General features: G+C 68.1%; 13 protein-coding genes. 11 read left to right on the top strand and 2 right to left on the bottom strand.

All coding sequences use genetic code 11. From position 1 onward, the window contains the following. Positions 1-29: 29 nt before the first annotated feature. Entirely contained in the window at positions 30-3,128 is a 3,099-nt protein-coding gene (locus ACQCSX_RS19280) for a hypothetical protein (RefSeq protein WP_427016823.1), read from the bottom strand. Positions 3,129-3,163: 35 nt separating this feature from the next. Further along, positions 3,164-5,440 carry a hypothetical protein gene (locus ACQCSX_RS19285; RefSeq protein WP_427016824.1) on the bottom strand — a complete coding sequence of 759 codons (2,277 nt, stop codon included), beginning with the start codon at positions 5,438-5,440 and terminating at the stop codon, positions 3,164-3,166. Positions 5,441-5,666: 226 nt separating this feature from the next. Here ACQCSX_RS19285 and ligA point away from each other — a divergent pair, with 226 nt between their 5' ends. The 11 genes from ligA (at position 5,667) to ACQCSX_RS19340 (ending at position 15,370) form a co-directional block, all read left to right on the top strand. Continuing rightward, a complete protein-coding gene (gene ligA, locus ACQCSX_RS19290; protein ID WP_427016825.1) occupies positions 5,667-7,943 on the top strand; it encodes an NAD-dependent DNA ligase LigA in 2,277 nt (758 codons plus the stop codon). Continuing rightward, positions 7,940-8,770 (top strand): inositol monophosphatase family protein, encoded by an 831-nt coding sequence (locus ACQCSX_RS19295; protein WP_427016826.1) that lies wholly within the window; start codon positions 7,940-7,942, stop codon positions 8,768-8,770. Before ligA ends, ACQCSX_RS19295 begins: the two co-directional genes overlap by 4 nt. Then, entirely contained in the window at positions 8,767-9,225 is a 459-nt protein-coding gene (locus tag ACQCSX_RS19300) for a DUF2087 domain-containing protein (RefSeq protein WP_427016827.1), read from the top strand. Before ACQCSX_RS19295 ends, ACQCSX_RS19300 begins: the two co-directional genes overlap by 4 nt. Positions 9,226-9,537: 312 nt before the next feature. Further along, positions 9,538-10,128 carry an AfsR/SARP family transcriptional regulator gene (locus ACQCSX_RS19305; RefSeq protein WP_427016828.1) on the top strand — a complete coding sequence of 197 codons (591 nt, stop codon included), beginning with the start codon at positions 9,538-9,540 and terminating at the stop codon, positions 10,126-10,128. A gap of 66 nt (positions 10,129-10,194) precedes the next feature. Further along, on the top strand, positions 10,195-11,562 hold the full coding sequence (locus tag ACQCSX_RS19310; protein ID WP_427016829.1) for a CoA transferase: 1,368 nt from the start codon (positions 10,195-10,197) through the stop codon (positions 11,560-11,562). Between the two features lie 284 nt (positions 11,563-11,846). Continuing rightward, entirely contained in the window at positions 11,847-12,350 is a 504-nt protein-coding gene (locus tag ACQCSX_RS19315) for a GNAT family N-acetyltransferase (RefSeq protein ID WP_427016830.1), read from the top strand. Between the two features lie 57 nt (positions 12,351-12,407). Beyond that, entirely contained in the window at positions 12,408-12,785 is a 378-nt protein-coding gene (locus tag ACQCSX_RS19320; protein WP_427016831.1) for a RidA family protein, read from the top strand. A gap of 151 nt (positions 12,786-12,936) precedes the next feature. Then, a complete protein-coding gene (locus ACQCSX_RS19325) occupies positions 12,937-13,185 on the top strand; it encodes a hypothetical protein (protein ID WP_427016832.1) in 249 nt (82 codons plus the stop codon). Positions 13,186-13,647: 462 nt separating this feature from the next. Next, positions 13,648-14,280: a hypothetical protein gene (locus tag ACQCSX_RS19330; RefSeq protein ID WP_427016833.1), complete on the top strand. Its 633-nt coding sequence runs from the start codon at positions 13,648-13,650 to the stop codon at positions 14,278-14,280. Next, complete coding sequence (locus tag ACQCSX_RS19335) at positions 14,184-15,248, top strand: PKD domain-containing protein (protein ID WP_427019105.1); 1,065 nt, start codon at positions 14,184-14,186, stop codon at positions 15,246-15,248. Before ACQCSX_RS19330 ends, ACQCSX_RS19335 begins: the two co-directional genes overlap by 97 nt. Further along, the gene (locus ACQCSX_RS19340; protein ID WP_427016834.1) at positions 15,245-15,370 is read left to right on the top strand and encodes a hypothetical protein; all 126 of its coding nucleotides are present in this window, start codon (positions 15,245-15,247) and stop codon (positions 15,368-15,370) included. Before ACQCSX_RS19335 ends, ACQCSX_RS19340 begins: the two co-directional genes overlap by 4 nt. The last annotated feature ends 88 nt before the right edge of the window (positions 15,371-15,458 follow it).

Consider the following 15,458-nt stretch of genomic DNA (forward strand, 5'->3'; position numbering starts at 1 on the left):
CAGCAAACGCTGCGGGGTGGGCCGGCGGCTCAGACGGGCCGCCGGATTGGAATAAGAACGCCCTGGGACCGCACCGGCCAGCTGACCGGGGCGGCGGCGGTGCGCGTTCCGTCGGTGCCGATCGCAACCACCGTGTACTGCAGCTGCGGATCGCCGGCGAAGTCGGTCAGCGGAAGCACATAGCGCCGCTCGGCTTCCCGGACGCCGGAACTGAGGAGCAGCGGCGCGGGGTCGGGGCGGCCGAGCATGGACGTCTGGATTTCCCACCCGGCCAGCCCGGCAGACGCCGGATCATCCACGGCGACGAACGTGATGCCCAGGTCCAGGTCTTCGATGTAGGCCCGGATTTCGTCAAGTTTTTCGGCAGACTGGTCCGCTTCATACATGACGTCGAATCCCCCGGCCGCGGGGCCGTCCACGGTCACGGATGCCTGCGGTTCGAGCATGGATGACAATGTGGAGGTCTGCACGCCGGCAACGGCCAGGCCCGTGACGGCCAGGCGCTGGCCCGTGCGGTTGGACAGCTCGAACTTTCCGTCCGGCCGTCCGGTGGCCTCGATGGGTCCGGCCTGGAAGGGGCCGGCCACCGAGGCCAGGCCGATCTCCAAGGCACTGCCAATGCGCACGCTCCCGGGGAGCACCGCGGACACCGAACCCCGCAGCCCATCGCGCTCCAACAGGGACTTCAGGACCAGGAAGCCGGCAATATCGGTGGAAATGACGACGTCGAATCCCGTCGCCGTCGGCACGGCGTTGATGGTTGAGTCCGACGGCGAGGCCCACCGCAATTCCGGTTCGGCACCGGTATCGGGAAGATACTCCAGGACCGGGGCTGCGGCAACGGATTTCAGCTCGGCGCCAATGGCCGAGCGGACAAACGGCGGCAGATCCGGTTCCAGGCAGGCCGCCAGCACACAGCGGATGTTGGTGGGGTTGTCCACATCGATGGTGCTGTGCAGCAGCAGCCGGGGCCGGTAGGCGCGGTCCGGATGGTCCGGGCCGTAGCGCCCCACGCAGTACCGCAGGGGCACCACCAGGAACCGGCCCGGACTGCGCAGCGAACGGTAGACTTTCGCCCGGCCGGCGGCGGCATTGACGGTGATCTCCTGGTAGGTGCGGTATTCCGTCTGGCCCAACTGCAGGGCCGGCCGGCAGCCGATGGCCGCCAGCCCGGTGCCGGTTGCCTCACGGTAGAGGATGCCGTACTCCGCGCAGGGCACGGAGATCGGCGTGCTGCGCACCGAGGCGAACTGGCTCCACGAGTAGGAGTTGCGCCACCACTGGGCAATGATCTCGGCGTTAAGTTGCCAGGGCGGGTGCACCGAGGCATTGGCCAGGAGGGTTCCGTGCAGCTGCAGGGGAGCGGCACGGGTCGCGGCCGAGGTGCCGCTCAGCGATAGGGTCTTGTCCAGGCCGAAAATGATGGGCCCGGTGCCCAAGGACAGGCGCCAACCTTCAAAGCCGGCTATCACGCTCACAAATGCCGGCTGGGCCTGGAAGTCCGGAACCGACAGGGCGCCGTAGGCCAGCCGCGCCCAGTTGTCCAGGAGTCGGAAGCGCGCCGTCAGGAGGCCACCATCGCCGGGCTGCACCTCGAAGGAATCCGCCGTCACCTGCTCGCTTTGGGTGGCTCCGTGCTCGTCGCGGAAGGGGATGCCCAGCGAGAGGGTGAACCCGGTGAGAGAGACTGCGCGCAGTTCCGGCTTCCCGGCGGCCTCCCATTCGGCCACTGTCGCCGCGGAGCGCTGGGGACGCAGGGCTACGGTGATGGTGGCGGTGATCCCGGTGGAACCGTCCAGGGCGTGGCCCCCGGCCGGTTCCACATCGAACGTGAACGGACTCTGCTCCGCCGGAGCGGCCGGGTCAGGGAGCACCAGTACGTATTCGGGGGCGTACCAGAAGACATCGTTCCAGCGGTCTTTCCAGATCCCGGCCGCGCCGTTGTTGGCGACAGGCCCCGGGCGCTGCAACCCCGTGGTGTCCACCAGCTCCAGATCCGCAAGATGGTGGGTGAGGGGCTGGGCGGCAACAACCGCATGGTTCAGCAGCGCGGTTGCCATGGCCGGGCGGGTGGAACCGAGGGCCGCACCCACCGAAAGAATCCGGTTGCCGGTCGCGATGAACCCGAGGGTGGCGGCGCCGGGTCCCCGTGCGGCCCGGGTGGTGCGGGCAGGCAGGACGGCGTCCAATCTGCCACCACCGCTGCTGACCAGATGGAGAAAGCGGGCCCGGTCGTGGGCGATGGCGGGGTTGACGAGCTCGGCCAGATTCACCGTGGCCGCCAGCACCCCGTCCACGGGTGCCACGGTGTCCAGCCGCGTCTGGACGTCCATATTCCCCGGTGATTGGCTGGCCAGCCGGTACAGCGGTCCGGAGTCGGGGGAGGGGCCGGCGGCGGACCCGGGAACGGGTCCGCCAGCGGGTGCCACCGGTTCGAGGACAAAACGCGCCAGCTTCAGGACCGCGTCCAGCACGGGTCCGCCGGCACTGTGCCCGCCGGCAACCACGGCCCCGGCGGAAAGGAGCCCCGGCAGGTAGTTCGCCAGGTCCACGCGGGTGAAGAGCCTGGACTCATCGGCCGCCTTGTCCAGATGGCTCCAGAGCAGGCCGAGCCGGACCTGGACGGTGGCCGTTTCGGAAACGGTGTGGGCCGTTTCCACCGCAGCCGCCAGCTCGAACCGGTCGGAGCTGCCCACCAGGGCCTCCAGCAGCGCGGCCGCGGCCCCTCCGTCCAGCGTCGCCGACAGGGCGCCGTGCCCGAACGGACCGGTGACACGCTGGCTGGCCAGCGTGGCCGGTCCGGCACCGGCGGCTCCAATCCCGGCACCGGCGGCTCCAATCCCGGCACCTGCGGCCCCGGGGCCGGCACCGTCCGCCGGGCCCGGAGCCAGCTCCGGCTCAGGGCCCGGAGTCGGGGCGGCTCCGTGGTCCAACAGGCTGAAGGTCACCGCCGCGGCGGCGGGGACACCGCCGCCGTCCGCTTCCACCGCCAGATCAAGCGCCAGCACCGCCCGGTCCACCAGCGGGCCGAGCCGCTCGTCCGGGGCGGGGGCGTGCACCAGCACAAAGGTTGCCGACACCAGCGGTTCCCCGCCGGCATCGCGCCGCAGCGCGAGCTTGATGCCCATGCCGGACCTCCCGGATTCGGAGTTCGTGAGGGATTCTAGAGTTTGTAGTCTAGGTACGTCCGCGGAGCGTTGGCGTCGGGGCGCTCGGGGGCGTCGAGGCCCTCCGGGGCCGGCGGGCCGGATTTGGCCCCGCCGGCCGGTTTGGCTCCATCGCCGCCGCCGCCGGCGGCCGCGGCGGCCTCCCGGGTCACCAGCTCGCGCAGCAGCCGGATCCGATCGTCGGGCACCGCGCGGGTGACCACGCCAGGGGAATCCGGGCGGGGGACGTCGATCAGCAACGGACCGTTGCCACTGGACCGCGTCCACGGGCCGGACCAGGCGCGGCCGGGTTCGAAGAGGGTTCCCTTGACGGTGACCGAGACCCGGTACCGGTAGAACGGACGGAAGCCCGGGTCCCCGGTGAAGATGGTCCAGGTCCGGTCCTCGCCGTAGTCAGCCCGGGACCAGCGGAAACGCACCGAATCAATGCCAACGGAGTCCCCGCTGTCCGGATCCACGGCCTCGAACTCCGCCTCCACCAGCTGGGTGTCGTCGGTGAGGACCACGCCGAGCTCGATCGGCCCCACGGCGAGGCGGCCCGCACTGTCGGCCCGCACCTCCAAGGTGGTGTCATTGATCAGGGTGCCGTTGGGCTCCGGGTCAATGGTGATGACGTTCTTCTGGATCTGCACACGCTTGTACTGGTCCGCGAGTTCGCTGGGCGGCTCGTTCAGGAAGACCTGGCGCTTGACGAAGGTCAGGTCCGGCTTCCACCCCGCCGGGGCGTTCTGGACATCGGAGGCGATCTTCTGCGCGGTCTGGTACTTCCAGCTGCTGTCCGCGCCGCCGGGACCGCTGAAGCTGGTGCCCTCCCAGTTGATTTCGCCCTTGGTGTTCGGGTAGCCCACCTGGATGGCGAGCTGCGCCACTGTGCCGTCGCCCCAGGACGCCACCGGGTGGCAGACCCGGGCGAGCCGGCGGGGCCAATCGTCCAGGTAGACGGTCAGGAAGTACTTGCGCTCGGCGTCCGGATCGGCCTTCATCTCGTCGTACATGCCGGCCAGGGAACTGGAAATGGTGTGGTCCTGCAGGTAGGCGAACTGCTGGGTTTCGGTGTAGTTGAGCGTGAGGTTGGTGGTGTCCCGGCGGTACTTCAGGGCCAGACCGGCACCCCAGGGGCTGAAGATGCTCCCGCCGGACGAGGAGGCCTGGGCGGCCTCGACCTGGGGCTGGGGTGGGTCGAAGATCATCTTCTTGGCCTGTTCCATGAACTTCTCGTAGACGAGGTTGCTCTTCTCATCCAGCCGCTTGGCGATGGCGTCGGCGCCGGGCAAAGTGGTGTCCACCTTGAGATCGACGACGACGGTGCCATTGGTCCGCATGTTGTTGAACTCGGTCTTGAGGTCCGCGGACGCCCAGAGGTAGCGGCCGGAGGCGGCGGCGGAGAAGTGGCTAAAGACCTTGTCCCAATTTCCCGTGATGGACAGCGTGCACACGGGGGACCAGACCTTGAGCTTGTAGTTCTGGACCACGATCAGCGGGGATGCGGTGCCGTGGAAGGCCTCCCAGAGGATGGCCGCCGGGTACTTTCCCACAAGTCCGGAGTAGGCATGGGTGCCGGTGGGGTCGATGGATCCGGCGCCTTCGCCGTACATCTGCCAGTAGAACGGATCCAGGTTGTTGCCTGAGCCATTGGTGAGCACCGGCGGAGCGCCGTCGGGTTGGGTCACCGGACCCGCAGGCGGTGCCTCGCCGTCGCGCGCTTCACCGGGCATGGGCCGGGCGCCGGCCCGGCTGCCCGGCATGCCGAAGTACTGGTACTCGCTGACCGTCTTGCCGTCGCGGGTCGCGGTCCCCAACACCGGGAAGCCTCGGGTGGTCGGGGCGATGTTGGAGACGGAGGTGGTGCTGGAGGTGATGATGGCCGGGCGGAACATGGGCGGTTTGCGGCTGTTCTTGATTCCCCAGAAGACGTCCTCGCTGTCCTTGAACCGGGCCGTGATTTCGCTTTCGGACTGGGTCCGCACGCTGTCCGGCAGCGCGCCGGTGACCGAAAACGTCACTACGCCGCCGGCAACGTCACCGCCGCCGCCGATGACCCCTGCACCGCCGGTGCCCGCGAACCGGATCAGGTTGAACAGGTAGTCGCCGGCATCGGGTCCATTCTTGCGGGCCATCCTCACGATGTTGGGGATGTAGTAGAAGACGGGTGCCTCACCCTGGGCAATCAGTTCCCTGTTGTTGACATCGGGGAGGTACAGCACCGAGTACCCGCCCTTGACCACTGGCTGGGTGCCGCCCGCGTAGCTCGGCCCCATTGCTTGCACAGCCATTGTCCGTTCCTTTCGCGTTCGTTCCGGTCCGGCGCCAGCCTGCCCGGCGTTGGGGGTCCGGCACCGGCGGGGATTGGCCAACCCTAGTCCGCACCGCGTGATCCCGGTGTGACGGGCCAGTGACAGGGCCGTGATGGGCGCATGACTGCGGCGTTACTGGCCCCGATCCGGCGTCCGGCCGCGGGGTGCGTGGTTGGGTGTCGGCCGCGTACGGCATGATGGATGCGTGAGCAGCGTATCGATTCAAGAGCAGAGTAACCCGGTGCCCAGCGAGGAGCTGCGCGCACGCCACCAGGAGCTGGCGGAGCGTGTGCGCCGGTACCGCGCGGCCTACTACAACGACGACGCCCCCGAGGTCTCGGACGCCGAGTTCGACGAGCTCTACCGCGAGCTGGAAAAGCTGGAGGCCTTGCACCCGGAACTGGTCACCAATGATTCCCCCACCCAGGAGGTGGGCGGGGACGTCTCGGCCGCCTTTGCCGCCGTCGACCATCTGGCGCGGATGTACTCGCTGGAGGATGTCTTCAGCCTCGACGAGCTGGATGTCTGGGTGCAGCGTGCCCAGGCCTCCGTGGAGAAGCAGGGTGGCGAGCCGCCCAAGTGGCTGACCGAGCTGAAGATCGACGGCCTGGCCGTGAACCTGCTCTACCGCGACGGCGTGCTGGTCCGGGCCGCGACCCGCGGCGACGGCACCACGGGCGAGGACATCACCCACAACGTGGCCACCATCAAGGACATCCCGCAGCAGCTGCGCGGGAGCAATTTCCCCGCCGAGGTGGAGATCCGCGGCGAGGTCTTCATTGCCTCCAAGGATTTCGAGGAGCTCAACGCCACGATGGTGGCAGCCGGCAAGGCCCCCTTTGCCAACCCGCGCAACTCCGCGGCCGGCAGCCTGCGCCAGAAGGATCCGGCCGAGACGGCCAAGCGGCCGCTGAGCATGTACGTCCACGGCATCGGCGCGCGCGAGGGGCTTCAGACCACCAGCCAGTCCGAGACCTATGCCCAGCTCAAGGAATGGGGCATGCCCACCAGCCCCTACTTCAAGGTGCTTGAGCGCTATGAGGACGTGCTGGAGTTCATCGCGCACTTTGGCGAGCACCGCCACGACCTCATCCACGAGATCGACGGCATCGTGGTCAAGGTGGACGACTTTGCCACCCAGCGCGCGCTCGGCAACACCTCCCGCGTGCCGCGCTGGGCCGTGGCCTACAAATACCCGCCGGAGGAGGTCCACACGAAGCTGCTGGACATCCAGGTCCAGGTGGGGCGCACCGGACGGGTGACCCCGTTCGGGGTGCTGGAACCGGTCAAGGTGGCGGGGTCCACCGTGGCCCGGGCGACGCTGCACAACCAGGACGTGGTCAAGGCCAAGGGCGTGCTGATCGGCGACATGGTGGTGCTGCGCAAGGCCGGGGACGTGATCCCGGAGATCGTGGGTCCGGTCATGGCGCTGCGCGAGGGCCGCGAGGGTGAGCTGCGCGAATTCGTGATGCCCACCGAGTGTCCCTCCTGCGGCACGGAGCTGGCACCGGCCAAGGAGGGCGACGTCGACATCCGCTGCCCCAACGCCAAATCCTGCCCCATTCAGGTGACCGAGCGCGTGGCCCACCTGGCCGGGCGCGGCGCCTTCGACATCGAGGCCCTCGGCGATGAGGCCGCCGTGGCACTCACCAACGGTCCCGGACCGGATCCGGCGGACAACGGCGGCACCATCGCCCCGGCGGGCCCGGGTCCGCTGTCCAACGAGGCGGACATCTTCTCGGTCAAGGACATCGACCTGTCCGAGGTGGTGGTGTGGCGGGAGATCCGCACCAAGGGCGAGGGCACCGGCCGCTTCCAGCAGGTGCCGTACTTCTACACCAAGGCCACCCCCAAGAAGCCCTCGGTCCCCACCAAGACCACCGAAAAGCTCTACGAGGAGCTGGCGAAGGCGAAAGCCCAGCCGCTCTGGCGCGTGCTGGTGGCCCTGTCCATCCGCCATGTGGGCCCGACCGCCTCCCGTGCCCTGGCGACGGCGTTTGGCTCGATGGACGCCATCCGTGCCGCCAGCCAGGAACGGTTGGCGGAGGTCGACGGCGTCGGGCCCACCATCGCCGCGGCGCTGGTGGAATGGTTCGAGGTGGACTGGCACGCGGAGATTGTGCGCAAGTGGGCCGAGTCCGGCGTGCGGATGGCCGACGAGGTGGACGCCAGCACCCCGCGGACCCTTGAGGGGCTGACCATCGTGGTCACAGGCACGCTGCCCAACTTCAGCCGGGACGAGGCCAAGGAGGCCATCATCAGCCGCGGCGGCAAGGCGGCGGGCTCGGTCTCCAAGAACACCTCCTATGTGGTGGCCGGGGAAAACGCCGGCACCAAGCGGGACAAGGCCGAGTCGCTGGGGCTGAAGATCCTGGACGAGGACGGATTCCGCGAGCTGATGGCCAACGGCCCCGCCGCCTCCGAACCCGCAGATGAACTTGAACCTGAACCTGAACCTGAACCCATGGAGGACAACGCATGAGCACACCGGACATCGACGAGCTGCTTGAAATCGCCCTGCGCGCCGCGGATGCCGGTGCCGCTGTCCTGGCCGGACGGGACCCGGCCGTCTTTGCCGCCACCGAAAAGTACTCGGATGCGGACCTGCTGACGGCCTTCGACACCAAGGCTGAGCATGCGGTGCGCAGCGTCATTGGCACCGCCCGCCCGCACGACACCATCACCGGGGAAGAGCTGGCGCCCGCCGTCTCCGAGCAGGATTCCGGCTACCGGTGGAGCGTGGATCCGCTGGACGGCACCATGAACTTCATCCGCAACATCGCCTACTACTGCACCTCCGTGGCCGTTGCCGGGCCCGACGGCGAGTGGCTGGCCGGCGTCGTCGCCGCCCCGGCCCTGCACCGCGTCTACTATGCCTCCCGCGGCGGGGGCGCCTGGCTGCGCGAGACGGCACCGAACGGTGTGGCGTCCACCCGCCGGCTCGATGGCCCCACCCAGCAGCGCAACGGCAAGCTGCTGGCCACCTCGCTGACCTACAGCCCCGAGATCCGGGCCCGCCTGATCGGCGAACTCAACGCCCGGCTGGACCAGTTTGGCGACTTCCGCCGGCTTGGCTCGGCCGCCCTGGAGCTGTGCGCCGTGGCCGACGGCGGGCTGGACGCCTACCTGGAGTATGGCCTCTTCGAGCACGATTTCGCCGCCGGGGCGCTGATCGCCGAGGAGGCCGGTGCCTGGGTTCGCCGGCCTTCGCTGAGCTCGGCCCTGAACGGGCTTCCGCCGCACACCGAGACGTTGGGCTCGTGGACGGCCGCCTCCATCCCTTCGATGGCCGGGACCTTCACGCCATGACCATGCCCTGGCAGCCCGTGGTGGCCGCCCTGGCCAACGCCCGGCTCCGGGAAGTCTACGCCGGCGCCGTGCTGGGCGCAGACGTGGGTGCGACGGAGACGGAGCTGTCCCGGCTGGCCGAGGCCGGTCTGCTCGACCCGCAGGACAATGCGGTGGCCGAAGGGATATTCGCCGCTCTGCTCGAGTCGGGCGCCACGCCCCGGCCCGAGGGTGTGGAGAAATATTTCGCCGCAGGCATGCTGACCCGCCTGCCCGCCGGCCCCGCCGCGCGGGAGGAAGTGCTGGCCCATCTGGCCGAACGGCTGCTCCCCGGCGAAGACGTCCTGTCCGAGGTGGACATCAACCGCCTGCTCGCCACCGTCACCGACGATGTCCCCATGCTGCGCCGGGCATTGGTGGACCATGGCTACCTGTGGCGCAACGCCGACGGCAGCCAGTACATGGTGCGCCGCTGAGCCCTGGGCGTTGTTGGTGCCCAAGCAGTTTTCCATTGACAAGCCTGGCGGGCAAGGTCATGCTGGCTGCGGGGGGACGGGTCGCTTTTGGGGCCCGCCATGGCACTTCCGCACCTGGTAATTATTGAATATCGCTGACTTTGAATGCATACTCTGGGGGCAGAGATGGATGCACACCCTCCACCGGCGTGGGATCTGAAACTGCTGGGCTGTTGGCAACTCACCCGTGATGGACAAAGCGTTGACATTGGGTTGAGGCAACAGCGGCTCATCACGGCTCTGACCATACTGGGGGCACGGCCGCGGCACGTGATGGCGGGAATTCTGTGGCCCTTCAGCCCCGAAGCGCAGGCGGCGTCCAGCCTCCGGGCCGCCGTGTTCAACGTCTGCCACCAACTGCCGGCATTCCTGTGCAGCACGCATGACTCGATCTTCCTGGCCCCGCACGTCACGGTGGACTACCACCGGATCGGGGCGCTGATAACGGCCATCGAAGAATCCGGCGGCGAGGCGCCCCCCGACTCGACGGAGGTGCTGTACCGGGCCAATCTGCTGCCCGGCTGGTACGACGATTGGATCGTCTTTGAACAGGAGCGCCTCCAGCAGCGCAAGCTGGCGGCCATGGAGGCCATGGCGGGCCGTTCCCTGGCCCAGGGCGACGCCTGCCGGGCGCTGGATACGGCCAGCCTCGCGGCCGCCATTGAACCGCTGCGCGAAAGCGCCCAGGCCATCATCATCCGGAGCCATCTGAAGCTGGGCAACAGGGCGATGGCGCTGCGCAGCTTCACCGAGTACCGTGAGCTCCTGCGCCGCGAGCTGGACATCCAGCCCTCGGTGGACCTGGCCGGGCTGTTGGCCTTCGAGCCGGACGGCCTGCTGCGGCCCGGGGAGGCCCACGTCTAGGCGCCGGCATCCAACCGGCCGCCCGCAATGGATGCGCGCCGGGGCCGCGCGGCGTACTCTCGGCCCATGAAGCTCATCAGCCTGGCCGGCGCCTTCACTGTCCCCGACGGCGTGCAGAGCACCGGCTCCGGCACGCTGCCCTCGGCCTTTGACGTCACGGGCCTGGCCGTGGCCTCGCTGGCCGCGGCGGGCGAGGCGGTGGCAGACCTGGTGGAGCATCTCGGTGGCGCCCGGCCGGCGGCCACCGTGGACCGTTCGCTGGCCTCGCTCTGGTTTGGGCTCTCCTTTGCTCCGGTGGGCTGGGAGCTGCCCCCGGTCTGGGATGCCCTCGCCGGGGACTACGTCTGCGCGGACGGCTGGATCAGACTGCACACCAATGCCCCGCACCACCGTGCCGCCGCCCTGGCCGTGCTGGGGATCCCGGATACGGCCGTGGTGTCCCGGGACACCGTGGCAGCCGCCGTGCGCGGCTGGACGGGCGAGGAGCTGGAAGGGGCGGTGGTGGCTGCCAACGGCTGTGCGGCATTGATGCGCACCCACGCCGCCTGGCTGCGGCATCCGCAGGGCGCCGCCGTCGCCGCCGAGCCCCTGGTGGCCTGGGGGAGTTGGCGTTCCGTGCCGGAGTACAGGGGCCGCGGCGTGGGGGTCGCGGGAGAGCGCGGCACACCCCAACGGCCGCTGGCCGGGGTGCGCGTGCTGGATTTGACCCGCGTGATCGCCGGCCCGGTGGCCACCCGGTTCCTGGCCAGCCTGGGGGCGCAAGTGCTGCGGATCGACCCGCCGTGGTGGTCGGAGCCGGCCATCGAGGCGGAAATGACCGTCGGCAAGCACTGCGCCAGGCTGGACCTGCGCACGCCCGAGGGCCTGGCCGCCCTGCACCGGCTGCTGGGCACGGCCGACATCCTGATCCACGGCTACCGTTCCGATGCCCTGGAGCGCCTGGGCCTGGGGGAGGCGGCGCTCGCCGCCCGGTACCCGTGGCTGGCCGCCGTGGGGCTGGACGCCTACGGCTGGACCGGCCCCTGGGCGCACCGGCGCGGCTTTGATTCCCTGGTTCAGATGAGCTGCGGCATCTCGCACGCGGGGATGGCCTACTTTGGCTCGCTGGCCCCGCATCCGCTGCCGGTGCAGGCCCTGGACCATGCCACCGGATACCTGGCGGCCGCGGCCGCCGTCGAGGCCTGGACGGACCGGCTGCTGGGACGGGTGCGCAGTGCGCGGCTGTCGCTGGCGCGCACCGCCGTCGACCTGCTGTCCACGGCGGGCAGCGCACCGGGCAGCACGCCGGACCGCTCGGAGCATCCGGGGCTGGCGGAGTCGACGGCGTGGGGCCCGGGCACCCGCCTGCCCCCGGCCCTGGCCCTCTCCGGCCTGGACTTCCGCTTTGACGTGCCCGCCCACGGCTATGGGTCGGCGGAGCCCGAATGGCACTAGGAGCGTGGGTCAGTAATGGAGACTCGTTGATGAATGCTCCAAACCTGAGGCCATTTTGCGCCAAATAAGCCGCATTTCTTGTGGGTTCTCAACACAAAAAATCGGCAAAATCGACTACTGACCCACGCTCCTAGCTCAGTGGACCACGGGCGGCTGTGAGCAACCAGACTGCCCGGCGGTGGCGCTTTCGGCATGGCGGGCTTGCGGCATAGGGGAGAATGGATAGGCGGCATTTTCGCGCCGATTTTCCTTTTGTTCCCTAGCCCGACGGATTTCCACGCCCCATGAGCAACGCCATCACCGTTCGTCCCGCCGTCGAGGCAGACTACAGCGACATCGCCCGGATCACTGTTGATGCGTACATGAGCGCCGGGTACTTCCCCAGCGCCGACCACCCCTACATGCTCCAGATCCAGCAGGTGGCCGACCGTGCGCGCACCGCCCCGATCCTGGTGGCCGAGCGCGGCGGCGAGGTGATCGGCTCGGTGACCCTGGCCGTGGCGGGCGACGAGTGGGCGGACATTGCCCGCGAGGACGAGCTCGAGTTCCGGATGCTGGTGGTGGACCCCGCCGTCCAGCGCAGCGGTGCCGGCAAGGCCATGGTGGAGACCATCATCGAGCGCGCCCGCGGCCTTGAGGGCGTCAACGCCGTCGCGCTGACCACCGGAGGCCACTGGACCAGTGCCCGCCGGCTGTACGACAAGATGGGCTTTGGCCGTATGTCGGAACGTGACTGGCCGGTTGAGGGCACAGACATCATGCTCGTGGTCTACCGCCTAGAGTTGTAGCCGGCATCCTGTCCGGGGTGCCCACCCCTGACAATCCCCTGACAAAAGGAATGCTTCATGCGCACCCTCTTCGGCTCCGGCTCCAGCTGGGAAAAGACCCTTGGCTACTCCCGCGCGGTGCAGGTCAATGACACCCTGTACATTTCCGCCACCTCGGCCGCGGGCCCGGACGGCACCGTCGTCGGAGATGGTTTCTACGACCAGAGCGCCTACATCCTGACCAAACTCGAGGCCGTGCTGGCCGAGGCGGGCTTCTCCTTTGCCGACGTCGTGCAGTCCAAGATCTACCTGACGGACATCAGCGCCTGGGAAGAGGCCGGCCGCGCGCACGGCGAGGTCTTTGGCGAGATCCGCCCCACGATGGCCCTCGTCCACGTACTGCCGTTCCTGGACCCCGCCATGAAGGTCGAAATCGAACTCGTCGCCCAGCGCTAGCTGACGCCCGCTGCGGCGGGCTGATGGGGGACCCCTATCGCGGCCTTGGGCGGCAATGGTACGTTCGGCATGATCGGGATGTCCTCGCGCGGTTCCCCGGCACGGCTCCCGGCGCTCCTTGCAGAAAGCAGAGGCAACGATGGCAACAATCATGATCTTCCACGAAGTCGACGACGTGGAGCACTGGCTCGCTTCACCGCGGCGGGAGGAAATCTTTGGTCCGATGGGCATCACGGCCCGGACCTTCGTCGATCGGGCGAAGTCCAACCGGGTCGGCCTCATCGCCGAGATCCCCGACATGGAGGCGTTCGGGCAAATGCTGGAGTCCGAGGCCGGCGCCGAGGCGATGAAGTTCGACGGCGTCCGCCCGGACACCATAGTGATGCTCGTCGAGGGCTAGCGTTAAAGCAGTTTTGCCAAGGGTGCAGGATCCCAGTGATGGGATCCTGCACCCTTACTTTTTGCCCTGGCCGCCATGCGGTGCCCAAGGCATGCGCACGTACCAATGTGAGTAGGACGGGCAAGACGGCGGAATAGATCAGTAGCGCATACTCGGGCATCCGAAGGGGGTCTCGACCTATGGTTCGACCAGCACGCCACTGGCGATGCCGTTCACAGCAATTCCTGAGGGGGGGCAGCATGAGCGTTGAAATCATCGAGCCATCTACGGGGTCTGCACGGCCACGGCCCGAACCGGGCTCTGGCGCCGGATCTTTGTTCGGAACGGTGGATGGAGAAGCGTGCCGTGAGTGCAACGAAGAGACCAGCAAGAGCCCATATCGCCACGTTTTGGCATCTCGCCACGGTGTCGATTACGAGCGCCGCCCTTGTCCTAGGGGGCTCTGTGGCGTTAAGTCCCGCGATGGCCCAACTGCTGCCCGGGGGAATTGAGGCTGCCGAAGCCGCCGTCATCCCCGCCGTTCCGGGAGAACTGCACGTCACAGCGGCGGGCGACTATTCCAACTCACCCGCAGCCGCCGGTGTCATCTCACGAATCGGACAGCTCAAACCGGACCTGCACCTGGCCCTGGGCGACCTTTCCTACGGCGCCACCGGAGCAGAGCAGTCCTGGTGCGATTTCGTCACCTCCCGCACCGGCGCGGGCTTCCCGTTCCAGCTGGTATCGGGCAACCACGAAAGCAGTGGACAGAACGGAAACATCAATGATTTTGCCGCTTGCTTGCCGAACCAGCTTCCCGGGGCGGTGGGAACCTACGCGCGGCAATACTACGTCGATGTCCCGCAACAGAATCCATTGGCACGTTTTGTCTTTATCTCGCCGGGAATTCCGTATACAGGCGGTACCTGGGACTACTCCGTTGGCACCCCTCGCTATGACTGGACAGCAGCAGCAATCGACGGAGCCCGGTCCGCGTCCATTCCCTGGGTAGTGTGGCCATGCACATGCCGTGCATCTCGATCGGCGTATACGGCTGCGTCACAGGCTCCGACATCACCAACCTGCTGCTCAGCAAGAAAGTGGACCTTGTCCTGAACGGACATGAACATATGTATCAGCGCAGCAAGCAGCTTTCGGTAGCAGCCGGATGCACGGGGCTTCAGCCCGACGTCTACAACTCATCCTGCGTGCGGGACGGGGACAATTCCCTGGCCAAGGGAGCGGGCTCCGTCTTTACAACCCTCGGGACGGGTGGCGTGGGCCTGCGCGACGTCAATACCGCAGATCCGGAAACACCGTACTTCGCCGCCTATTCCGGCCTCAACCTTAATCCAAGCCACGGCCTGCTGGATATGAGGTTCACCGCCACCACCTTGGACGCCGGATTCGTCGCCACCGACGGCGCGTTCACGGATGCCTTCAGGATCGCTTCGGCGGGGGACAATGTGCCGCCGACCGCGTCCTTCACCTCGTCCTGTGCCAATCTCACCTGTGCATTCGACTCTTCGGCGTCCACAGATCCCGACGGCACCATAGCCAGCTATGCCTGGGACTTCGGCGACGGCACCAGCGGCACCGGCCCTTCGCCGTCGCACCCCTACGCCGCCCCCGGCAGCTACAACGTCACCCTGACTGTCACTGACAACGGCGGTGCCACGGACGCGGCAACCCAGAGCGTCACCACAACGGCCGGCACCGCGCCGTTTGCCCAAGACACGTTCAGCAGGACGGTCAGCAATGGTCTCGGCACCGCGGACACGGGTGGTCCCTGGACCGTGACGGGCAGCACGAGCAATTATTCCGTGGCCAGCGGTACAGGCCGCGTGCGCATCGCCAGTGCAGGTTCGACCAATCGCGCCTATCTGGGTTCTGTCAGTTCCTCGGCCACCGACATCTACCTTGAGCTTGGGAGCGACAAACCCGCCTCCGGTTCCGGCCTGTATCTCACGGTTGTCGGACGAAGGATTGCGGGATCCGGAGAATACAATGCCAAGGCCCACGTGACCTCCTCGGGGGCTGTGGACCTGTCGCTGAACAGGGCAACGGCCAGCAGCGCTCCGTGACTGACACGACGGCGGCTCTGCAGGCGGCGGGCGGCGTTGGGCTGACGACGTATCTTTCCAGCAGTGCCAACAATGCCCCGATCACTGTGCTGCTGGACAATGTGAGGGCGGTGGCGCCGTAGGCGGTTGGGCTGCGCGGCTTGTGTTGGCGTTCAGCCCGGCCCTTGCGTCCCATGAGGCGGTGCCCTTGCCTGCCAGCCACCCGGGACC

The sequence above is a fragment of the Pseudarthrobacter sp. P1 genome (assembly GCF_050156935.1).
Taxonomy (GTDB): Bacteria; Actinomycetota; Actinomycetes; order Actinomycetales; family Micrococcaceae; genus Specibacter.